The 21,855-nt window shown below is 62.0% G+C and carries 20 protein-coding genes and 1 pseudogene; 16 read left to right on the top strand and 5 right to left on the bottom strand.

Annotated features, from left to right (window positions below):
- Window positions 1-39 precede the first annotated feature (39 nt).
- From IZU87_RS10510 to IZU87_RS10530, 5 genes are all read left to right on the top strand, one after another.
- Window positions 40-1,077 carry a LacI family DNA-binding transcriptional regulator gene (locus IZU87_RS10510; RefSeq protein ID WP_213114458.1) on the top strand — a complete coding sequence of 346 codons (1,038 nt, stop codon included), beginning with the start codon at window positions 40-42 and terminating at the stop codon, window positions 1,075-1,077.
- 280 nt (window positions 1,078-1,357) lie between these two features.
- The gene (locus tag IZU87_RS10515; RefSeq protein ID WP_213114459.1) at window positions 1,358-2,293 is read left to right on the top strand and encodes a beta-keto acid cleavage family enzyme; all 936 of its coding nucleotides are present in this window, start codon (window positions 1,358-1,360) and stop codon (window positions 2,291-2,293) included.
- Window positions 2,290-3,243: an L-carnitine dehydrogenase gene (locus IZU87_RS10520; protein WP_176494133.1), complete on the top strand. Its 954-nt coding sequence runs from the start codon at window positions 2,290-2,292 to the stop codon at window positions 3,241-3,243. The genes IZU87_RS10515 and IZU87_RS10520 overlap by 4 nt, the downstream gene beginning before the upstream one ends.
- Window positions 3,243-3,710, top strand: coding sequence for a thioesterase family protein (locus tag IZU87_RS10525; RefSeq protein ID WP_213114460.1), 468 nt, complete (start codon window positions 3,243-3,245; stop codon window positions 3,708-3,710). Before IZU87_RS10520 ends, IZU87_RS10525 begins: the two co-directional genes overlap by 1 nt.
- A gap of 120 nt (window positions 3,711-3,830) precedes the next feature.
- Entirely contained in the window at window positions 3,831-4,877 is a 1,047-nt protein-coding gene (locus IZU87_RS10530) for an alpha/beta hydrolase (protein WP_213114461.1), read from the top strand.
- 156 nt (window positions 4,878-5,033) lie between these two features.
- On the opposite strand, the gene IZU87_RS10535 is transcribed toward IZU87_RS10530, so the two are convergent.
- Together IZU87_RS10535 and IZU87_RS10540 are read right to left on the bottom strand one after the other, a co-directional pair.
- Window positions 5,034-5,939: a hypothetical protein gene (locus IZU87_RS10535; protein ID WP_213114462.1), complete on the bottom strand. Its 906-nt coding sequence runs from the start codon at window positions 5,937-5,939 to the stop codon at window positions 5,034-5,036.
- A 126-nt stretch (window positions 5,940-6,065) separates the two neighbouring features.
- A complete protein-coding gene (locus IZU87_RS10540; protein WP_213114463.1) occupies window positions 6,066-7,022 on the bottom strand; it encodes a GlxA family transcriptional regulator in 957 nt (318 codons plus the stop codon).
- A gap of 818 nt (window positions 7,023-7,840) precedes the next feature.
- On the opposite strand from IZU87_RS10540, the gene IZU87_RS10545 reads away from it, so the two are divergent.
- The 7 genes and pseudogenes from IZU87_RS10545 to tdh all read left to right on the top strand — a co-directional run bounded on the left by IZU87_RS10545 (window position 7,841) and on the right by tdh (window position 16,962).
- A complete protein-coding gene (locus IZU87_RS10545) occupies window positions 7,841-8,227 on the top strand; it encodes a BCCT family transporter (RefSeq protein ID WP_349305179.1) in 387 nt (128 codons plus the stop codon).
- Window positions 8,227-8,424, top strand: coding sequence for a BCCT family transporter (locus IZU87_RS10550; RefSeq protein ID WP_249330532.1), 198 nt, complete (start codon window positions 8,227-8,229; stop codon window positions 8,422-8,424). Before IZU87_RS10545 ends, IZU87_RS10550 begins: the two co-directional genes overlap by 1 nt.
- A gap of 718 nt (window positions 8,425-9,142) precedes the next feature.
- Window positions 9,143-10,719, top strand: a pseudogene (locus tag IZU87_RS10555) (BCCT family transporter).
- 365 nt (window positions 10,720-11,084) lie between these two features.
- Window positions 11,085-12,608: a BCCT family transporter gene (locus IZU87_RS10560; RefSeq protein ID WP_213114465.1), complete on the top strand. Its 1,524-nt coding sequence runs from the start codon at window positions 11,085-11,087 to the stop codon at window positions 12,606-12,608.
- A 457-nt stretch (window positions 12,609-13,065) separates the two neighbouring features.
- A complete protein-coding gene (locus IZU87_RS10565; protein WP_213114466.1) occupies window positions 13,066-14,577 on the top strand; it encodes a Na+/H+ antiporter NhaC family protein in 1,512 nt (503 codons plus the stop codon).
- A 124-nt stretch (window positions 14,578-14,701) separates the two neighbouring features.
- Window positions 14,702-15,940, top strand: coding sequence for a glycine C-acetyltransferase (locus IZU87_RS10570; protein ID WP_213114467.1), 1,239 nt, complete (start codon window positions 14,702-14,704; stop codon window positions 15,938-15,940).
- Window positions 15,937-16,962: an L-threonine 3-dehydrogenase gene (tdh, locus tag IZU87_RS10575; protein ID WP_213114468.1), complete on the top strand. Its 1,026-nt coding sequence runs from the start codon at window positions 15,937-15,939 to the stop codon at window positions 16,960-16,962. The genes IZU87_RS10570 and tdh overlap by 4 nt, the downstream gene beginning before the upstream one ends.
- Before the next feature lie 15 nt (window positions 16,963-16,977).
- Here the strand turns inward: tdh and IZU87_RS10580 are convergent, their stop codons facing one another.
- Window positions 16,978-17,919, bottom strand: coding sequence for a LysR substrate-binding domain-containing protein (locus IZU87_RS10580; RefSeq protein WP_213114469.1), 942 nt, complete (start codon window positions 17,917-17,919; stop codon window positions 16,978-16,980).
- A 131-nt stretch (window positions 17,920-18,050) separates the two neighbouring features.
- Here IZU87_RS10580 and IZU87_RS10585 point away from each other — a divergent pair, with 131 nt between their 5' ends.
- The 4 genes from IZU87_RS10585 to IZU87_RS10600 all read left to right on the top strand — a co-directional run bounded on the left by IZU87_RS10585 (window position 18,051) and on the right by IZU87_RS10600 (window position 20,883).
- On the top strand, window positions 18,051-18,503 hold the full coding sequence (locus IZU87_RS10585) for a DoxX family protein (RefSeq protein ID WP_213114470.1): 453 nt from the start codon (window positions 18,051-18,053) through the stop codon (window positions 18,501-18,503).
- Window positions 18,504-18,564: 61 nt separating this feature from the next.
- Entirely contained in the window at window positions 18,565-19,290 is a 726-nt protein-coding gene (locus tag IZU87_RS10590) for a pirin family protein (protein WP_213114471.1), read from the top strand.
- Window positions 19,291-19,583: 293 nt separating this feature from the next.
- A complete protein-coding gene (locus IZU87_RS10595) occupies window positions 19,584-20,024 on the top strand; it encodes a YkvA family protein (RefSeq protein WP_213114472.1) in 441 nt (146 codons plus the stop codon).
- Window positions 20,025-20,199: 175 nt separating this feature from the next.
- Window positions 20,200-20,883 (top strand): hypothetical protein, encoded by a 684-nt coding sequence (locus IZU87_RS10600; protein WP_213114473.1) that lies wholly within the window; start codon window positions 20,200-20,202, stop codon window positions 20,881-20,883.
- 212 nt (window positions 20,884-21,095) lie between these two features.
- On the opposite strand, the gene IZU87_RS10605 is transcribed toward IZU87_RS10600, so the two are convergent.
- Together IZU87_RS10605 and IZU87_RS10610 are read right to left on the bottom strand one after the other, a co-directional pair.
- On the bottom strand, window positions 21,096-21,398 hold the full coding sequence (locus IZU87_RS10605; RefSeq protein ID WP_287024219.1) for an EamA family transporter: 303 nt from the start codon (window positions 21,396-21,398) through the stop codon (window positions 21,096-21,098).
- Window positions 21,399-21,475: 77 nt separating this feature from the next.
- The coding region (locus tag IZU87_RS10610) for a transposase (RefSeq protein ID WP_249330533.1) at window positions 21,476-21,855 on the bottom strand (380 nt) is incomplete at its 5' end.

Below are 21,855 nucleotides of genomic sequence, written 5' to 3' on the forward strand. Positions count from 1 at the left end.
TCCAAGCCACGACAAGCGGCAAATGAGAAAACGCGACATATGTCTAATCCACCATCATCTCCCCGCCGCAACCGCAAGGGTGCCATGCAGCCGACCCTGAATGACGTGGCCCGGGAAGCCGGGGTCTCCTCGATCACCGTCTCGCGCTACTTCAATAGCCCCGACAGCGTGCGCGAAGCGACACGCGTCAAGGTCGAAGCGGCCATCGAGAAGGTCGGCTACGTGCGCAACATGATTGCCGGCAGCCTGGCCTCGGCCTCCAGTCGCGTGATTCCGGTGATCGTGCCCTCGTTGTCCAACGTGGTATTCATCGACGTGATCAAGGGCCTGCAGGACGAATTCGAGGCACACGGCTATCAGCTGCTGCTGGGCAAGACGGATTACGATCTGGCTCGGGAAACCCAGCTGATCCGTACCTTTCTGGGCTGGTCGGCCGCGGGCCTGGTGGTGACGGGGCTGCGCCATGACGATGCGACGCGCCAGATACTGGAGAACTGGAATCAGCCGATCGTTGAGATCATGGAGCTGGGGGAAGGGTTGGATCTGAACGTGGGGATGGATCATGTCGCCGCTGGGCGCGCCATGACCGAGCACCTGCTGGCACGCGGATATCGCACGATCCACTTCGCCGGTGCCGAGCTCGATCGCGACTATCGCGCGGCGATGCGCTATGCCGGGCACCGTGAGGCGCTGGCGGCGGCCGGCATCGAGGACGCCCCCCTGCTCGACCTGCCCGTGCGTCAACAGATGACCAGCGGTGCTCAGGCGCTTGAGCGTATCAAAGCGACATTCCCTGACTGCGACGCCATCCACTTCGCCAACGATGACATGGCCTGTGGCGCGATTCTCGCCGCCGCGCGGCTTGGGGTGCGCATCCCAGAGGATATCGCCATCGCCGGCTTCAATGGCCTGCCAATCGGGGAGCATGTCACGCCGCGCCTCACCACCATCGTCTCACCGCGGGAGCAGATAGGCCGTGTGGCCGCACGCAAGTTGCTGGCACGCATCAACGGTGACCCCGTCGGGGAACTGAGTCATGACCTGGGGTTCACGCTGCGGGTCGGTGACAGCACTTGAAGCCGCGAAGCTTCTCAAGGCGCAGTCCGGTTGACTCACGATTGAGGCCTCTCAAAGGTGCATTTACGTCATTCAGGGCGGGCTGGTACCCAGCCTCGTCAAAGTTGACGTAAAACGCAAAGTATCCGGCGCGTTCTGATCATCTCGCCGCCCCCAACTTCACGACACTGTGTTCAACAAAGGCGCAGAGGCAATGCGACCGGGGCGTGCAGGTTGACGTCTGGTGACATGGCCGCTGCGACTTACCGCAGACAAGTGTCCTGACACGTGAGGCTCGACGATGAATCGCAAGACTATCCTGACATGCGCCATCACTGGCGCGGGTGATACCGCCAGCAAGAACCCGAATGTTCCGGTGACGCCGAAGCAGATCGCCGATGACTGCATCGCGGCGGCCAAGGCCGGCGCCAGCGTGGCCCACATTCACGTGCGTGATCCGGAGACCGGCGGCATCAGCCACTCCACCGAGCACTTCCGTGAAGTCATGGACCGTGTGCGTTCAGCCGACACAGACATCGTCATGAACATCACCGCAGGTGGCGGCGGCGACTGGATTCCGGATGCCAACGACCCGACCCGTGGCGGCCCGGGCACCGATATCCAGACCCCGGCCGAGCGTCATGCGCCGATCCAGGAACTGCTGCCGGAACTGTGCACCCTAGACTGCGGCAGCCTGAACTTCGGCGACATGGTCTACATCAACACCGCTGACTGGCTGCGTGAGCACGCTCGTCTGGTGCAGGCCGCTGGCGTCAAGCCGGAGCTCGAATGCTTCGACCTGGGCCACGTCTGGTTCGCTCGCCAGCTGCAGCAGGAAGGCCTGCTCGACGACGACCTGCTGTTCCAGCTGTGCCTGGGCATTCCTTGGGGCGCGGAAGCCGACACCGAAACCATGCTGACCATGAAGAACAAGCTGCCGACCAACTCCAACTGGGCAGCCTTCGGTATCGGCCGCATGCAGATGCCGATGGTCGCACAGGCCGTGCTGCTGGGCGGTCACGCTCGCGTCGGTCTCGAAGACAACCTCTATCTGTCCAAGGGTGTGATGGCCACAAACGCTCAGCTGGTCGAGAAGTCCTCTGGCATCATCGAGAACCTGGGCTCCAGCGTGATGACCCCGGCCGAGACTCGCGCCTTCCTCAAGCTGCGTGATCCGTCCACCGGCAAGACCGCCGGCGACGTGGCAGCCCTCGAAACCGCAGGCGGTGTCGCATGAGCCAGTTATCTGTCGTAGGAACCGGTGTCATCGGCAACGGCTGGATCTCCCGCGCGCTGGCCAATGGCTGGGACGTGGTCGCCTTTGATCCGGCCCCGGATGCCGAAGCCCGCACTCGCGCCTTCGTCGAGAATGCCTGGCATGCACTGGAGAAGGATGGCCTGGCGGAAGGCGCTTCCGTCGATCGTCTGCGCTTCGCCGCGACCCTCGAAGAAGCTGTCGTCGGTGCTGATCTGATCCAGGAAAACGTGCCGGAGCGTCTGCCGCTCAAGCAGGAAATCCTCAGCGCTATCGATGCCGCGGCAGAAGAGCACGTGGTGATCGGCTCTTCCACCTCCGGATTCAAGCCGACCGATCTGCAACAGGACTGCAAGAAGGCGCCGGGCCGCGTCATCGTCGCCCACCCCTTCAACCCGGTCTATCTGCTGCCGCTGGTCGAGCTGGTGGGTGGCGAGCACACCTCCCCGGCGCTGCTGGAAGGCGCACGCGAAGACTATCAAGCACTGGCCATGCGTCCACTGATCGTGCGTCGCGAGATCGAAGGTCACATCGCGGATCGTCTGATGGAAGCGCTGTGGCGTGAAGCCCTGCACCTGGTCAACGATGGCGTCGCCACCACCGAAGAGATCGACGCGGCCGTCGTCTATGGCTGTGGTCTGCGCTGGTCGCTGATGGGCACCTTCCTGACCTTCCACCTCGCCGGCGGCGAGCCGGGCATGCGTCACATGCTCGAGCAGTTCGGCCCGGCCCTGAAACTGCCGTGGACCAAACTCGAAGCGCCGGAGCTGACCGACGAGCTGATCGACAAGGTCGTGGAAGGCTGCGAATACCAGGCAGCGGGTCGCCCGGTTGCCGAGCTGGATCGTCGTCGCGATGACTTCCTGGTCGAGCTGCTGACGCTGACGCGCAAGTACTGGCCGGAAGCCGAAGGTCTCGAGGGGCGTATCTGATGGACCTGCTCAAGATCACGGTGCCGCATGAGTGGGTCGACTACAACGGCCACATGAATGATGCCGAATACGCGCGTGCCTTCTCGATGGCGGTCGAGGCGCTGATGGAGCACGTGGGCCTGGATGCCGAGGGTCGTCGCGAACACGACCTGACCATCTACACCCTGGAGACGCACCTGTGCTACCTGGCGGAGGCGCACGAAGGCCAGACACTCAAGGTCAAGGTCCTGCTGCTGGATCACGACCCCAAGCGTCAGCACGTGCTGTTCACTCTGACCGATGCCGACGGCGGCGAGATTGCCACCAGCGAGCAGATGTTGATGGCGATGAGCATCAGTGGCGGTCGTCCGACCCCCTGCCCGGAAGCGGTGGCGGAGCGCATCGCCGCCCTGCCCCAGCCGGCAGGCGACGAGGACTGGCCCAAGGCGGCCGGTCGTCGTATCGCCATCCGCCGCAAGACGACCTGAGACGTGTGACAACCGATGTCCGCTTCGGATAACAAGTCGCTGATTTAGCGTCGAAACCCGCACCCTGCCAGTCTTCTGGCGGGGTGTTATTGTCTTGGGACACCCGCCGAGAGCCGACTCATGACCATGACGCCTTCCCCCATCACCTGTCGCGCCTTCATCGATGACTTCGCGCGCGGCATGGATGAAATGGTAGAGATGCCGCTGGCAGACGCCCGCAAGCGCTATGAACAACTGTGCCAGCAACTTGGTGCGCCGCTCGCCGAGGGCGTCACGACCCACGAGAATCATGTCGAGATCGCCGGCCGGGCAACGCCGCTGCGCCTGCGCCACTTCATCCCGGAGGTGGCACGCAAGGCAGACGGCAACCTGCCAGCACCGGTGGTGTTTCTGCACGGCGGGGCCTGGCAGATAGGCTCGCCCGAGAGCCATCAGGGCATCGCCTCCAGCCTGGCCGCCCAGCTGGGGCGTGAGGTGGTCAGTGTCGATTATCGCCTGCTGCCGGACGCCAACTATCAGGACGCACTGGCGGATTGCCTGGCGACCATCGAGCACCTCTCCGCCACTGTCGAACCGGTGGCCATCGTCGGTGACAGCGCCGGCGCTCGACTGGCGATGGATGTGGCGCGCCGACTCGATACCGAGATGCCCAACATCGGCCTGCAGGGCACGCGCATGCAAAGCCTCGGCACCCACGGCGCGGAAATGGAGACGGCCCACCATCAGGAGCATCCGGCCCCCGAGAAACCCACAAGCTATGTGCTGGGGCTGATCTACCCGCCGATGGACCCGGTCTTCGTGCTGGCCAAGGAGAACGAGTTCGCGCTGGGCTCGGATGCGCCGCTGCTCGGCCGCGATGAAGTGGTCAGCATGTGGCTGACCGTCGCCGAGGGCGACCGCTCCGCCAGCTACTCACCCTCGCCGGCCCACTCCCAGCAGCCACCGGCACGCCAGATCGAAGTGCTGGCCGCCGAACATGACCCGCTGACCCAACCGCTGGAGGCAGCGGTGGATGTCTGGCGCTGGCGCGGTGCCGATGTCGGCTATCGCAGTGCAAGCGGCATGGTGCATGCGGCGCTGCACGCGCATCATGCGCTCCCCGAGATGCAGCACGCTTGGCAGGCCTTCTGTGAAGCCCTCGACCGGCGCCTGTACGCCCTGGACTAGCGCAGCGCCTCAAGCACGCAAACGTCCAGCCACGAGAATCGTGACTGGACGTTTGCGCATCTGGACACAGACATAGCTGGTGACCGACATAGTTGACGGCAGATATAGCTGATGACTGAAAGGCCCGATGACCACCGCTCGAGCGTCAGCTGTCGCCTAAGTCTTCAGACTCGCCGGTGACATGAAACGCAGCTCGATGGCGACCGGGCACTGACGAATGCGCTGATGCCACTCCTGCTCCAGCCGCTTCCGCGTCATGTCCTGAGACGAATTCTCCGTCAGCACGACCACGACGATCAGTCTGAAATTGGCATCAAGGGTGCGGTCCGCCAGCAGCGCCTCGTAAAGCAGACTTTGCAGCACCGTCTGCGCTCTGGCGTAGTGCTTGAGCACCTTCACTTCGATGAACGTGAAGGGGGCACTTTCTCCCTCGAGCAGCGCATCGAAGCAGGCATCGGTCTCCCCGACACGCACATGACGCGTCATCGCGCCGCTCGCACTACCGCCCGCAGTGGAGGACTCCTGCATCTGACGCAGCACCGCATCCTTCAGCTGGGCCATTTGCTGGCGATGATGATCCAGATGCTCGGCACGCGATAACGACGTCTTCTCGTCGGTGCCGTCCTGAGGGCTTAACAACTGCGCAACATCGGCATCGTCGACGGCCTGGCCGCTATCCTCATCTGCGGCTGATACCTGAGCCTCGGCGTCTACTCCGTCCTGCTGCCAATCACTCTCCCCCAGCGACTCCTGCACCTCGCGAGTCAGACGCTGCTCCTGCTCGGCTGGCGATAGCGTGCGCATGAAGGAGCGGTCCTTGTCGTAATCCCCCGGCACATACAACTTGCCGTGATGATGGGTCACGAGTCGATAGAACACCGCCAGCACCAGCAGCGGAAACACCACGATGAAACCGATCAGCGGCCAACGCTCCGCCACCGTCAGCGTCTCGGCCGCCGAATTCAGCAACAGACTCGCGAAGCCATAGATCAACGAGATGAACAACGCGATGATCCCCAGCGGGTTTCGCGCCAACTGCCTGGCATATTTCATGAACTGCATACGCGCTCCATTCCTTGGGGCTTATAATGTAATGGAGGCGAGCAGCCTGATAATGCAAGAGGCCCGCCTCACCACTGCATCACGATTAACGTCAGCGTCATCACGCCGATGGCGACCAGCCAGGCCTCAGCGCGTCTGGCGCGGGGAATGCCCAAAGTGGTTGCGGTAGGCACGCGAGAAGCTGGAGCTGGAGGTAAAGCCGCTCGACAGCCCGACCGAGAGAATATCGAGGTCGGTTTCCTTGAGCAGATGCCGCGCGCGCTCCAGGCGCAGCCGCAGGTACCAGGCCCGCGGCGAGGTCGACAGCTCCTGCTCGAACAGGCGCTGCAGCTGGCGCAGCGAGACGCGACAGCGCTTCGCCAGCTCCTCCAGCGACAAGGGGGTGTCCAGGTTCTGCTCCATCAGGGCGACCGCATCGACCAGCTGGCGCTTGTGGGTGCCCAGGCGGCGCGCCAACGTCATGCGCTGCTGGTCGGTTCGTGTGCGCATGCGGTCGTGCACCAGCTGCTCCGAAACATCCACTGCCAACGCCGTGCCGTGCCGGCGGGCAATCACATCCAGTGCCATGTCCATCGCGGCTGCCCCACCGGCACAGGAAAAGCGCCGCGCGCCCAGCTCGAACAGCTCATCCGAGGTACTGATGGTCGGGAAGCGCTCACGAAACGCCGGCAGGCTTTCCCAGTGCAGCGTGACCCGCTCACCATCCAGCAGTCCTGCCGCCGCCAGCAGGAAACAGCCGGTATCCAGGCCGCCCAGCACACAGCCTCCGCCATCAAGACGATGCATCCAGCCCGTCAAGGCGCGATTGAGGTGCGACTCGGGTTCGAAACCACTGCATACTGCCAGCGAAGGCAGGGAGCGAATATCGAGAATGCTGTGGTCGGCGACCAGCGTCATGCCACTGGAAGACGTGACCGGCTGGCCATCCTCACTGATGAGCAACCAGCGAAACAGCGGCTTGCCACTGATGCGATTGGCGATGCGCAGAGGCTCCACGGCCGCGAAGAACGCCATCATCGAGAAGCGTGGCAGCAAGAGAAACCCGATGGTTTCCGGTAGCGGGCCGATGTAATCGAGTCGCATCGTGCAGTGGCTCCAGAGAGTGAGAAGGTGGATCCGCCCTGCCCGTCGGCTGAGCGCAAACAGCCTCAATGACGTCGTGAGGGCAAGCGCATGAGGTGCAGGCTCCACTCACGACCCTGCACCGCCGGAATGTTATCCCGAAAGCGCCCAGCAGATGGCCAACATTGTCGCTTTTGGGCAATAAAGAGTCGTATCACGTCAATAATATCATCGCATGATTTCTGCCTCTCGGACAGCCGCGATGCCCTTGCACGATAGCCCTTGCCAATGAGTCTGAGTGACCGAATGGGCTCGCTGGCGAACGCGCTCTTGCGACACAGCCAATTTTCCAGAAGCTGTAGCCATCAAAATCAACTCCATACATAATATATTGTAATACTTTGAGGGAGTTAGCGTCTTCCCGCGCCTCTCGACAAGCATTCACGCCTTCATCTCGTTGCCTTATCGACAACAATTTCCGCGACAGATGAACGGTCATTCCGCCGTGACCGCGACAGGGAACGCTGGCCCTACGACCAGCTCGAACAGGAGATATTGCGTGACCCCACCTCAGCATGACCCCGCCTCACCTGACAATTCCAGTACCAAAAACGCCAGCACCAAAAAAACCACCTCAGACGGCAGCGCCGCGGCAGTCGTCGGTTCTCAGCGCTACCATTCGCCGGACTTGAGCCTGCGCGTCGAGACCTCCGGCCCGCTCAAGGGCATGCACAAGGGCATGACCCTGACCTCCGCCGGCCTGCTACTGCTTTTCGTACTCGCCACCGGCCTGGCCCCCCGAGCTGTCCTCCAGTCTATTCGGCGCCGCGCGCGCCTGGATCGAATCCACCTTCGGCACCTATTACCTGGTGACTATCGTCGGTCTGATCGGCCTGTGCATTGCCCTCGTCTTCTCCCCCTGGGGCAAGCTGCGCCTGGGCGCGCCGGATAGCCGCCCTGAATTCTCACGCTTCACCTGGGTCTCGATGTTGCTTTCGGCAGGCGTCGGGATCGGCATCCTGTTCTTCGGCGTCGCCGAACCGATGTTCTACTTCGACAACTCCGGCGGCTTCGGCTACCCCAACAATCCGCACGCAGACCTCGCCGGCCATATGACGATGGATCACGCCCGCGCCGTAGACGCGCTTAAGGGTGATGAAAACCCGCTGCCGCGTCACCGCATCTTCTGGGGGTCTGCATCGGCTCCGTCGCGGCGGTGCTGCTGATGGCAGGCGGACTCAAGGCGCTGCAGACGGTCCTGATGGCTGCCGCCCTGCCGGTCAGCTTCGTGATCCTCGCCATGACGCTTGGCCTGCTGGTCGCGCTGGTCGATGAATCACGCAGCGTGATCACGTCGCGTCGTCAGCCGAAGACCGGCCCGCAAGCCACGCCGCGAGCGGTCAGCCAGACCAACGCGGGCTAAGGCCTCTGACAGCGATTTCGTGACGCAGGATTCCATGATGCAAGCGTAGAGAGGGCAGCGTGGCGCTCTCGGCACTTGCACTGGAATCACAGGCTCACTGGCCCGCATTTATTAGAATGTGTGTGATCACAGCATCAGCATCGCGTGACCTTAGCGTCACAATCGTGTCACCCATGGGTCACCAATGCCCGCTCAGACCAACACCTGAGCGGGCATTGTCATTTCTGGCGTCTTTTGCATGCTCTGTACGTCGTGTTGTGGCAAACAGGCGTCGCTTGCCTCCAACGCCCACACACCGCGCCTGACTAGTCTGGAAGGGGCGCAACTATCTGCCTGACAGCCGGTTGCATTGCTGACAGGACATTGACCGAAAAAATGCCCAGCCAAGCAAGCATCACGCACTCTGCGTTCTCGAAATTGGCCACCCCCGGCATTGGCCTGATCGTGAATACCATCCCTCCACTTCATCCACCGGCCTTACCCGTATCGATTCCGCTCTCAAGGCCTCAAGACACTCAGTCCGCGACAGGAGCGACAGCTCAAACATCAATTGAAACAACATCTTACACAACAACTACAACAATTCAGGAGTCTTCTCATGGCAGCGACAGACCATGATCCGCTCGGTGATCCCGCACGACACCCTTCGCAAGACAATGCCCTCACGGCACATCTCCAGGCGGAAACCAGCGGTCCGCTCAAGGGCATGCACAAGGGCATGACCCTGACCTCGGCCGGCCTGTTGCTGGCGTTCGTCGTCGGGGCCGGTCTCTCACCCGATGGAGCGGCCGCGATCTTCGGTGCCGCGCGCAGCTGGATCGAACATACCTTCGGCACCTACTACCTGGTGCTGGTAGTCGCGATGATCGCCCTGTCGCTGGTACTGGTGTGCTCGCCCTGGGGCAGCCTGCGCCTCGGCCCCAAGGAAAGTGTCCCGGAATTCTCGCGCTTCACCTGGATCTCGATGTTGCTGTCGGCAGGTGTCGGAATCGGCATCCTGTTCTTCGGAGTCGCGGAGCCGCTGTTCTATTTCGACAATTCCGGTGGCTTCGGCTATCCCAATAACCCGCATGCGGACCTGGCCGGCGCGACCGCCATGGATCACGCCCGCGCCGTCGAGGCGCTCAAGGTGGCTTTCTTCCACTGGGGCCTGCATGGTTGGGCGGTCTACGGCATCGTCGGCATGACGCTGGCATACTTCGCCTACCGCAAGAAACTGCCGTTGGCGCTGCGTTCAGCGCTCTATCCGCTAATCGGTGATCGCATCCATGGCCCGATCGGCCATGCCGTCGACATCATGGGCGTGCTGGGCTGCGTGTTCGGTATCGCCACCTCGCTGGGGCTGGGCGTCAGCCAGATCGCAGTGGGCCTAATCGCCTCACCGGACTGGATGCCGGCATCGGCACGCAGCTGGCGCTGATCCTCGCGATCAGTGCGATCTCCATCGCCTCGGCGGTGTCTGGCGTCAAGCGAGGTATTCGCTACATCTCGGAACTCAATATCGGCGTCTCGATCATCGTAGTCGGCAGTTTCCTGATCGGCGGCCCGACACTGTGGGTGATCTCACTGTTCGGCGAGACGCTACTGGCCTACCTGCGCGATGTCGTGCCGATGGGCTTGTGGGTGGCACAGACTCCGGGCGAAAGCAGCTGGCAGGAAGGCTGGACCATCTTCTACTGGGCGTGGTGGTTGGCGTGGGCGCCGTTCATCGGTCTGTTCATCGCCCGCATCTCCAAGGGCCGCACCCTGCGTGAGTTCATCCTGGGTGTACTGATCGCCCCGCCGCTGATCATCTTCATCTGGCAAGCGCTGTTCGATGGCACCGGTCTGTATCAGGAGCTGACAGCCAGCATGGGTGCCGGCAGCGGCGAGCTGATGACGCTGGTGCGCAACTGGAATCTGCCCGAAGCACTTTTTGCTACCGCCGATGCCTTGGCGGGTAACAGCGTGCTGAGCATCATCCTGTCGTCTCTGCTGATCTTTCTGTTGATCAGCTGGTTCGTCACCAGTTCGGATTTCAGCACCCTGGTGGTCACGACCATCCTGTCGCTGGGCGATGAAGAACCGCTGGCGCGCCACCGCATCTTCTGGGGCATCTGCATCGGACTGGTGGCCGGTACGTTGCTGATGGCGGGCGGGCTCAAGGCGCTGCAGACCATCCTGATGGCTGCCGCCCTGCCGATGAGCTTCGTGATCGTGGCGATGACGCTGGGCCTTCTGGTAGCGCTATGCCAGGAGTCCGGCATCGCCCTCATGAAACTCGGCAAGCCGAAGCCGGGCAGAGGCCAGGCCTGAGCTCGAGGCTGAGAGTAAGCCGGAACTTGTGTCAGTCCCCACATAAAGCCTCACTGACATGACATTTTCTGCCAGACCGGTCCTGCCAACCCCCCACTCGCCGAGCCATCTCGTCACAGGGGCGGCTCGGCGAGTCGCGTTGGGCAACACATCAAGCTCATGCCTGCCGATATCGCGCTGGAGTGGGCCGTCATGTCGCAATAAGCCAATTAGTTGTCGTGCATATCCAAAACTGCTTACCCAGTACGGATAGTCTTATGAGGTCCTTGCCATTCACAGGAGCTCAGCATCGGTCTCTTCAACGCGTCACCTCATCCCCGTATCACGTTGCCTGCCACGACAATAACAACATCAGGACTCGCACAATGACCCACCACTCGCCCTCTGCACAGCCTGCTTCCGAACAGTCCGTCTCTGGACAGTCAAATCATGAACAACAGAACGCGCACTCTGCTGACGACATCTGCGGACTGGGACACTCGGCCTGTGGCAAGGAGCAGTACCTGACCTCGATCGCGACCGTCTGCGTGATCGCGCTGCTGATCGCTGCCGCCGCCCTGTTTCCCGAAGGATTTCTGGCCAGTCTCGACCTGATCAAGGGCTCGGTGATCGGCAACTTCGGCTTCCTGTTCACCTGGCCGGCCTTTGCCATCTCGCTGCTGCTGGTCGCGGTCTGCTTTACCCCGCTGGGCAAGCTGCGTTTCGGCGAAGGCGATCCTGAATTCCATACCCTGAGCTGGATGGGTATGCTGTTCGCCACCGGCATGGGCATCGGCCTGCTCACCTGGGGCGTGCTGGAACCCAAATATCACACCGATGCCGGCCTGAGCACCGACATGGCGCTGCTCAACGCCTTCAATCACTGGGGCCTGCTCGCCTGGGCCGGTTATCTGGCCATCGGCGCGCTCTTCGCCCACGCCATGTACAACATGAAGATGGCCAAGCCCGCCGAAGAACTGCTGGGCAACGGCCTGTGGAGCAAGCTGAACCTGATCAGCCTCGTCGTTTCCACCGTCATCGGCCTGTCGCTGTCCTTCACCTACGCGACCACCCCGATCCAGCAGGGACTGGTCAAGCTGGTCGGCATCGAGTTCAGCCCGACCCTGATCATCTGCGTGCTGGCCGTGTGCGCCATCATCTCCTCCGCCTCGGGCCTCAAGCGCGGCATCAAGTGGCTGAGCAACTACAACACCCTGTTCGCGATCATCTTGATGCTCGGCGTGCTGGTGCTGACCGTGCCCGGCGATATCCTCTCCACCTTCGTGCGCCTGGTGCCGGAATACCTGCTCAAGTACCCCGCGATGGCCACCGATATCGGCCTGGGCGATCCGGAGCGCAAGACATGGCTGGCAGACTGGCTATATGCCTTCGAGGCGGCATGGTATGGCTGGTTCATCTTCACCGGCGTCTTCATCGCCCGCATTTCCAAGGGCCGCACCCTGCGTGGCATGGTGCTTGGCGTGATGCTGGTGCCGACCCTGTTCTCGTGCCTGTGGTTCGTGGTCTTCGGGCTCGGCAGTCTGAGCCTGGGCGTCGATGACGTGTTCAAGCTGATCGACACCATCGATAGCAGCGGCCTGCTGTCCCTGATCCTGACGCTCAACATCCTGCTGTTCTTCATCACCAGCGCCGACTCCGCAGGCCTGGTGTGCGAGATGCTGACCGTCAAACGCTCACGCGCCTTCTGGATCGTCTCCATGGCGGCACTGGCCATCGTGGTCAGCTGGCTGGGCGGCGATGTCTACAAGACCCTGCTGAGCCTGATCTCGGTCGCCGCCATCCCGGTCGCCTTCGGTATCTTCGCGCTGGTAATCGCCTTCGTGATCCGCGTACGCCGTGATCGCGCCACCCGCGCCGCCCCGGCACCGGCGCCACTCACCCAGCGCTGAACGCCATGGTGTGAGATGCGTCGCAGCGCGTACTGATGCGATGCATGACAACGCAATCTGTCCAACGCAATCTATCCAAAACACCGGCCCTGCCCTCAAATGAGGTGTAGGGCCGTGTCACGTCTGATGAACACCTTTTTTCTCTACCTACCAGGAACGACACGTCTTGCGCCTTCGCCGCATTGACAGTCCATCAGCATACACTGATAGGCTGAAATGACTGGCAGAACGCTGGATTTTCAGCGCTTCATGCTGGCAAGACATCAAACATCCACAAGCCTTGCTGGCGTTTGTATTGCTGACAAGGCCATGCAGACATCGCCATTGCGCTCAGGCATGTACCGAGTGCCCTCCGATGCAAGGTGAAGCAAGTGCCTTGCCATGCGGAAGATCGTCTTGCCCAGCGCCTGCCTAAAGTCGTCACCCAACAATCACAATGACGTAGACAGGTAATGACATGTCCCCGACTTCCCAGCAGGATCATGGGCAGCAGAACGCTGCTCACCCGCCCAATGACGCCTCACACGCAGCGCCTGACTCCCCTTCGCTGACATTCCGCTTCGGTGCCTGGGGCGCCGCCATCCCGTTGATCTTCTTTGTCGTCTGGGCAATCACGACCAGCGTGATGGGGCTGTCCTCTGAAATCGGCCTGGTCATGGGGGCACTGTTCGGGCTGACCCTCGGCCTGTTCTTCTGCACCAGTCGCTGGGAGGACTATGCCAACGGCCTGTTCGATGGGCTGACGCAGCCCATCGGGGTGGTCGCCATCGTCGCCTGGTTCTATGCCGGGATGTTCGCTCAGGTTCTGCAAGTCGGGGGACTGGTCGAAGGGCTTGTCTGGCTGGGCGGTATCTCGGACATGACCGGCGGCTGGTTCGTCGGGCTCACCTTCCTGCTCGCAGCCGTGTTCTCGACCGCTGTCGGGACTGGTTACGGCACCACGGTCGCCTTCTGCACGCTGATGTATCCGGCCGGCATCGCGGTGGGCGGTGACCCCACCCTGCTGTTTGCCGCGATACTGTCCGGTGCCATCTTCGGCGATAACCTGGCCCCGGTGTCAGACACCACCATCGTCTCCGCCACGACCCAGGGCGCGGATGTCCCCGGCGTGGTGAAAAGCCGCTTCAAGTACTCGATTGCGGCAGCCTTGCCGGCGCTGGCGCTGTTCGTGATCTTCGGCGGAAGCGAGCAAGGCGGCATCACCGACCCCGCGGCGGTTCAATCGATGCAGGAGGCCGCCGATCCAGCGGGGCTGATCATGCTGGCGCCCTTTGCACTGGTGCTGATACTGGCACTGCGTGGACAGCACCTGCTGACCTCTCTGACCTGGGGCATCCTGCTCGCCATTCCTGTCATGCTGATCGCCGGCACCGGCAGCCTGTCACAGATCATCGCCTTCGATGCCGAGGCCGATGGCGTCATGACTGGTGCATTGGTTCGCGGCGTCGAAGGTTACGTCAACATGGGCATCCTGATCCTGCTGATCGTCGGTGCCGCCCACCTGATGACCCTCGGCGGCACCATGGAGCATGTCACGCGCCTGCTGATGCGCTGGATCAAGCAATCGATGCGCCGCGCCGAAGTGGCCATCTGGGGCATCGTGGCGCTGCTCAACAGCGCCATCACCATCAATACCGCCGCCGAGATCGCGGCCGCGCCCTTCGTGCGTGCGCTGGGCACCCGCTACCGCATCCATCGCTATCGCCGCGCCAACATGCTGGACGCCGTGACCTCTGCGCTGGGCTACATCTTCCCTTGGGGGGCACCAGTACTGCTGGGCTGGTCGACGATCCAGTCCATGCAGGGCACCTATGATTGGCTGCCCTCCGTCTCGCCGACCGCCGTCTTCCCGTTCGTCTTCCAGGGCTGGTTCCTCGTGGCCATCATGCTGCTGGCCGCCGTCACCAGCTGGGGGCTGACCTTTGAAGACGAGGATGGCAACGAACTCAAGGAGCGTCCGGCCAGCTGAGCGCACGATCCGCACCACGCCGCTGACAGACCCCGACTACGCTGAAAGTCTGTGCCATCACGTTTCCCGCAGGCGCTCAGCGACCATCGGAAGCGAACAGGACCACGACAGACAGGAGCGACGCATGCCAGCAAGTTTCCACGACCACCTCAGCCGTCAGATCAATGAGCTGCATGAAGAAGGTCTCTACAAGCAGGAGCGCGAGATCACCTCGCCCCAGCGTGCCAGCCTGCGGGTCGCGGGCGGTGATGAACACGAGGGGCAAGGGTCGGAGGTGATCAACTTCTGCGCCAACAACTATCTGGGCCTGGCCGATAGCCCCGAGCTGATCGCGGCCGCGCAACAGGCGCTGGAGCGTGACGGCTTCGGCATGGCTTCGGTGCGTTTCATCTGCGGCACTCACCATCAGCACCGCGTGCTGGAAAAACGCCTCGCGGCCTTTCTCGGCATGGACGATGCCATCCTCTATTCCTCGTGTTTCGACGCCAATGGCGGCCTGTTCGAGACACTCTTCGGCCCTGAAGACGCCATCATTTCCGATGCGCTCAATCACGCCTCCATCATCGATGGCGTGCGTCTGTGCAAGGCAAGCCGCTATCGCTATGCCAACAATGACATGCGCGAACTCGAGGCCCGTCTCAAGGAGGCGGACGCCGCCGGTGCACGCTTCAAGTTGATCGCCACCGACGGTGTCTTCTCGATGGATGGCGTGATTGCCAACCTCAAGGGCATCTGCGAGCTCGCCAGACGCTACGACGCGCTGGTGATGGTGGATGATTCCCACGCCACCGGCTTCGTGGGGGCCAACGGGCGTGGCAGCCACGAATACCATGACGTGATGGATCAGATCGACATCATCACCACGACCTTCGGCAAGGCACTGGGCGGTGCCTCGGGCGGCGTGACAGCCGCGCGCGGGCCCATCGTCGAGTGGCTGCGCCAGCGCTCGCGCCCCTATCTGTTCTCCAACTCGCTGGCGCCGCCCATCGTGGCGGCGACCCTCAAGGCGCTGGACAAGGTCGAGGACAGCGCCGAGGCACGCCATCAGCTGTGGGAGAACGTCGAACGCTTTCGTCGTGGCATGCAGGAGGCAGGCTTCACCCTCGCGGGTGCCGGTCACGCCATCATTCCGGTGATGATCGGCGATGCACGCCTGGCGGGCGACTTCGCCAATCGCCTGCTGGAGGCCGGCATCTACGTGATCGGGTTTTCCTATCCGGTGGTGCCCAAGGGGCAGGCGCGCATTCGTACCCAGATCTCGGCGGCGCATACTCCGGAGCAGATCGAGACGGCCATTGCCGCCTTCACGCGCATCGGCCGCGAGATGGGCGTGATCGACTCCACGACGGGAGGTGATGCATGAAGGCGCTGGCCAAGCTCAAGGCCGAACCCGGGATCTGGATGACCGAGACGGCCGTGCCGGAAATCGGCCACAACGATGTGCTGATCAAGATCCGCAAGACCGCGATCTGCGGCACGGACATGCACATCTATCAGTGGGATGAGTGGTCGCAGGCGACCGTGCCGGTGCCGATGGTCACCGGTCATGAGTATGCGGGGGAGATCGTCGCACTGGGCAGCGAGGTGCTCGGCTACGAGATCGGCGACCGTGTCTCGGGCGAAGGGCACATCACCTGCGGCCATTGCCGCAACTGCCGCGCCGGGCGTCGCCATCTGTGTCGCAATACCGAGGGCGTGGGCGTCAACCGCCCCGGCGCCTTCGCCGAATATCTCGCCCTGCCCGCCTACAACCTCTTCAAGCTGCCGGATGAGATCAGCGATGACCTGGCGGCCATCTTCGACCCCTTCGGCAATGCCGTGCATACGGCGCTGGCGTTCGATGTGGTCGGCGAGGACGTATTGATCACCGGTGCCGGGCCCATCGGCATCATGGCGGCGGCGGTCATCCGCCATATCGGGGCTCGCCACGTGGTGATCACCGACGTGAATGACTATCGGCTGGCACTGGCCGAGCAGATGGGCGCGACCCGCACCGTCAATGTCAGCCGCGAATCCCTGAAAGAGGTGATGGCGGAGCTCGACATGCATGAGGGCTTTGATGTGGTGCTGGAAATGTCCGGCGTGCCCTCCGCCGTCGAGCAGATGCTCGATGTCATCAATCACGGCGGCAAGATTGCCATGCTGGGCATTCCGCCCGACGAGATGGCCATCGACTGGACCAAGGTCATCTTCAAGGGGCTGACCATCAAGGGCATCTATGGCCGCGAGATGTTCGAGACCTGGTACAAGATGGCCAGCCTGATCCAGTCAGGGCTGGATCTCTCGCCCATCATCACCCATCGCCTGGGCGTAGAAGACTTCCAGCAGGGCTTCGAGATCATGGGCTCCGGTCAGTCGGGCAAGGTGGTGCTCGACTGGGGCTGAGGGCGTCTGCTCAGTTTAGTCTCCACGCAAGTCAGTCGCCGCCTCGCGCGGCAACAGCCCGAAGGCCTCACCCATGCCGGGGGCGGCAAGGCGCTCGAGGAACCATTTGAGCGCCTTGCCCTGACGGCCACTGCGCCAGGCGAGCGAGAGATCGATCGGCGCGCGCTGCGTCTCCAGCTGAAGCAGTGCCAGACTGCCCTCCTCCAACTGAAGATGGATTCGATGGCGCGGCAGATAGCCGACCCCCAGCCCCTTGCGCTGGACCTCGATCTTCTGCGCCGTGGTCTTGACGATGATCTGGCTGCGGCCATCCAGCAAGCCGGAAGAATGACCGGGCAGACTGCGCGAACTGTCCGCCACGATCACGGTGGGATATTCCTGCAGCGCCTCGAAGGCAATCGGCTGCGCCAGCCGGGTCAGCGGATGATCTGCCGCCACGGCGAAGACCGATTCTATTGCGCCGAACCGCCGGCACGCAAGCCCCGACACCGGCGGCTCGCCGGGCGCGCCGATCACCAAATCACAGCGATTGTCATGCAGGGCATCCCAGGCACCCGCCATCACCTCCTCGCTCAACACCACCCGCGTGCGCGGCTGAATGGCCTGGAATTGCTCCAACAGCGGATAGAGCGCGTCCGGATCAAGAATGGTATCGACGCAGATACGCAGCTCGACCTCCCAGCCCGCTCCCGCCTGACGCGCCAGCGCCGTCATCTCCTCGGTGGCCAGCAGAATGCGCCGTCCATGCGCCAGCACCAGGTGGCCCGCATCGGTCAGCTCGGCCTTGCGCCGCGAGCGATCGAACAGCGGCACGCCCAGCTCTTCCTCCAGCTTCTGGACCGAATAGGAAATCGCCGAGGGCACGCGATGCAATGTCTCGGCGGCCGCGGCGAAACTGCCCCGCCGCTCGATGGCATCCAGCACGCGCAGGGCGTCGAGTGTGATGGGTGAAACCATGATTCAAAAATTCTGATCATTAAGACCAGAATCCTCCGTTATTTTTTTGATAAGCCGCATTCTATAGTAGCTCTATCGATCAAACACACTGATCTGAAAGACCTCATATCCCCTGATCACTGGAGCCACACATGTTCAAGTCCGCCCTCTCTCGCCTTATGACCACCGATTCCAGCCTCGCAAGCCTGGTGCTGCGTGTCCCGACCGGCATCATCTTCATGGCCCACGGTTCACAGAAACTGTTCGGCGCCTTCGGCGGCTACGGTCTGGAAGGCACCGGTCAGTGGATGGCCTCCATTGGTATCGAACCCGGCTATCTGATGGCGCTGCTGTCCGGCAGCGGCGAGTTCTTCGGCGGACTGGCGATCCTGATCGGCCTGCTGACACGTCCGGCGGCTGCCGTGCTGGCCTTCACCATGCTGGTCGCCATCCTGACCGTGCATATCGGCAATGGTCTGTTCGCGAGCAACAACGGCTACGAATACGCGCTGGCACTGCTGACCATCGCGGCGAGCCTGGCGATCACCGGCGGCGGCAAGCTGTCACTCGACCGTCTGCTGAGCCCGGCCAGGCACGATTCATAAGCCCGCTGAAGGCTGGCTATTCATCACTCAATGCGCGCCCGCACAGTCTCAGGAGGTTGCCATGCTCACGTTACGTCCCGGCAATGAGCGCGGCCATGCCAGGTTCGCCTGGCTGGAGAGCCGCCACAGTTTCTCCTTCGCCAGCTACTACGACCCGGCTCACATGGGCGTCTCCGTGCTGCGCGTGATCAACGATGACCGCGTGGCGCCGGGCGCGGGCTTCGACCCGCACTCGCACAGCGACATGGAAATCATCAGCTATGTGCTGTCAGGCAACATCGAGCACCGCGACAGCATGGGCTCACGGCACACCCTGGGGGTCGGCGAAGTCCAGCTGATGAGTGCCGGGACGGGCATCGAGCACAGTGAGTACAACGCCTCATCCCGCGAGCCACTGCGCTTTCTGCAGATCTGGATCACGCCACAGGCCAAGGGGCTGCCGCCGCGCTATCAGCAGCAGCCCTTCGCCGCCCGCGACGGCCTCACCCTGTTGATCGCACCACCGGCGCAAGCCGCGCCTGGGGTGCTGGTTATCAATCAGGATGCCCAGATGTATCGCATCGGCCTGCAAGGAGATGACGCGCAGCGCGCAGCACTGGAACTGCCACTGGACGCAAGGCGCCGCTACTATCTGCACGTGATCGATGGGACCACGAGCCTGAGCACGAGTGATGCGCAAAGTGTCTCGCTGGGCGCAGGTGACGCCGTGACGCTGGATCAGGCATCACGGCTCGCGCTGAGCGATGCCCACCGGCTGCATGCCCTGCTGTTCGACCTGCCCGCCTGAGCCGTTGATGCTGACCAATTCCTGATCGCCAAAAAAGACGCCGCCTCCTTGCCCAGTCGATACGGGTGAGGAGGCGGCGTCTTTCTGTCTGTCATTGCCAGCACGCAGCAGCTCAGAAAGCGCTCCACAGAATGACACATGGAGCGATTGCCGAAGTGACTCACAGAGCGATTCCCGGAGCGAACCATGGAACGACGCAACCCGTGTAAAGTCACATGATAGAGTTAGGCCCAAAGCGCAGGGTATGAAGCTGGCAGCCATTGCCGACACCTTCAGATGACGGAGACAGCGCCATGACGAATGAGACGATCATCGCCGCCGAGCCGCCTGAGACACTCAGGCTGCCAGCACCGGATCAGGTAGCGCAGATGGGCGATGGCAGCCGTCCACACCAGGAGCAGCTCGACGCCCATGCCGAGGACTACTCGGAGGCCGGCTTCTGGCGCAAGGTGAGCGGCGCCGCCAGAAAGGCCGGCAAGCGCGTGCTCAATCCCGCATTTCGCATGTATTTCGCCGCCCAGGACCCAGATACGCCTCTCTGGGCGCGCACCACCATCTATGGGGCGCTGGGCTATTTCATCTCGCCCATCGATGGTCTGCCCGATTTCACGCCACTGCTTGGCTACACCGATGACCTGACGCTGATGGCGGGTGCCGTCGCCATCGTCGCCGCGCATATCAAGCCGGAACATTCCGCGCGCGCGGAGACGACGCTCAAGCGCTGGTTCGATTGAGCTGGCGCCTCTTGCGAGTCTTCACATATACAAACGCAACAATATTAAACAAAAGTTAACAATGGTTGAAAGACGTTGTCTGACCCGTGTTTAGCCTTGTGACATGCGCATGTTACGGTGAGCGACAACTTCGCTACACCCGAGAATTCGTCATATGCCCGTCACTCGAATGCCCATGCCATTGATGAAACTCGCTAGCGCGGGCATTGCCCTCATGGTGATGGCCGGCTGTGTGTCGCGCGCGCAGATCGATGTCCCGAAGGTCACGCCGGTGGAGGCGCAGGCCTACCAGCACAAGGTGTTCTATTCCGACGTCTATTACAGCCAGCCACAGGCCAACCTGTTTTCTGGCGCTGCCCAACAGGCCATGCAACCACTGGGCAACATCAAGCTGTCGCGCATCTGTTCACCTGCGATGACCCACTTCAATCAATTGCTGCGTGAGCAATTGCCCGCGTCTTCGCGCATCACCCATGATGCACGTGCCAGCGACTACCGCCTGCAGGTTGAAATCCAGGCCCATGAGAATCGCGGCCCTGTCTATCTTGATTACCTGATCGCCCAGAACCTGACCAAGAATCTGCTGACCTTCGGTGTCGCCAATGAAGATTTCGATATCATTGCCGATTTCGATGTCCAGTATCGTCTCTACGACAAGAACGAGCAGTTGCTGTTCAGCAAGGATTACGCCGTTCAGGACTCCGTGTCGCACCAGGCAGGCAACTTCGACTTCGGAGATCGCATCTTCCTGCCGGCCCAGAACATGATGAAGAAGTACCTGCTATTGACGATGAATGACTTCTTCGTCAACGCCAGCCGCCCGAGCCCTGAACTTGCCGCCGTGATCAGCGATAGCTGACAGCGAGCCAGATCCAGTGCGCACTGGCAACACTCGACGTCATATACGTCACAACACGACAACGCCTCGCCAGTCATGCTGACGAGGCGTTGTCGTGTTTCAGGCCCCTTCATCCCTTCGCTATTGCCCTCGAGACTCACGCATCGTGTACCTCTCGGCATTCATCAGGATCGCAAGCAGAAGGAAGGCGTTGGTTCAGGGTTCACGAGATGTCATTGACCCGTCTGTTTCGCCTGCGCGTCTCTTGAGTTGTCCTTACGCAGCCCGAGCGGCATGCGTAGCAACACATCCAGGCGATTCTGCGCCAGGCTCAGCAGCGTGATCGCGAGCAGAATCAGCACCATGCCGCCTATCTGCATGGCATCCAGCCCCTGTCCCAGAATCAACAGGCCGTACAGGGTGGCAGTGATCGGCTCGATCATGGCGACGATGGAGGCGACCGAGGGCAAGCTATGACGCAATCCGGCAATATAGCAATAGAAGGACAGGCCACCGCCCACCAGCCCGAACAGGATGAAGACCCACCACTAATCGGCGAAGGGCACCGCAATCGCCTGTCTCATGTCCATGAACGGCACCATGATCAAGGTGCTCAAGCCCAGCGCAGGGCCTTGGAATGGTTTTTTTCTCGACGTTCCCGCTTACGCACTTCATCCAACGCCTTGGTGAACGTCTGCACGATAGGGAACCAGTCAACCGTCACTCGAGTATCAGGAAGATGTTCCGCAGTGCCATTGAGGAAAGCCGGAGACATGTCACACACGACTTCAACCACATTGCCCGGGGCGCCGCCATGTGCCTCTAGAAAGGCGCTGAACGCCTTGATTGTCTCTTTTCCACGCCCCTGGACAGCAAAGATCACCGGCTCTTGTTGGCGTTGCATATCGAGAAATACGGTGACGTAACGTTGCCCTCGACGTGATGCCGTTTCGTCTACCCCGACATTGGCAACCTGAGAAAGATCCAGGTCTC

The organism is Cobetia sp. MC34 (genome assembly GCF_018340035.1).
GTDB lineage: Bacteria > Pseudomonadota > Gammaproteobacteria > Pseudomonadales > Halomonadaceae > Cobetia > Cobetia amphilecti.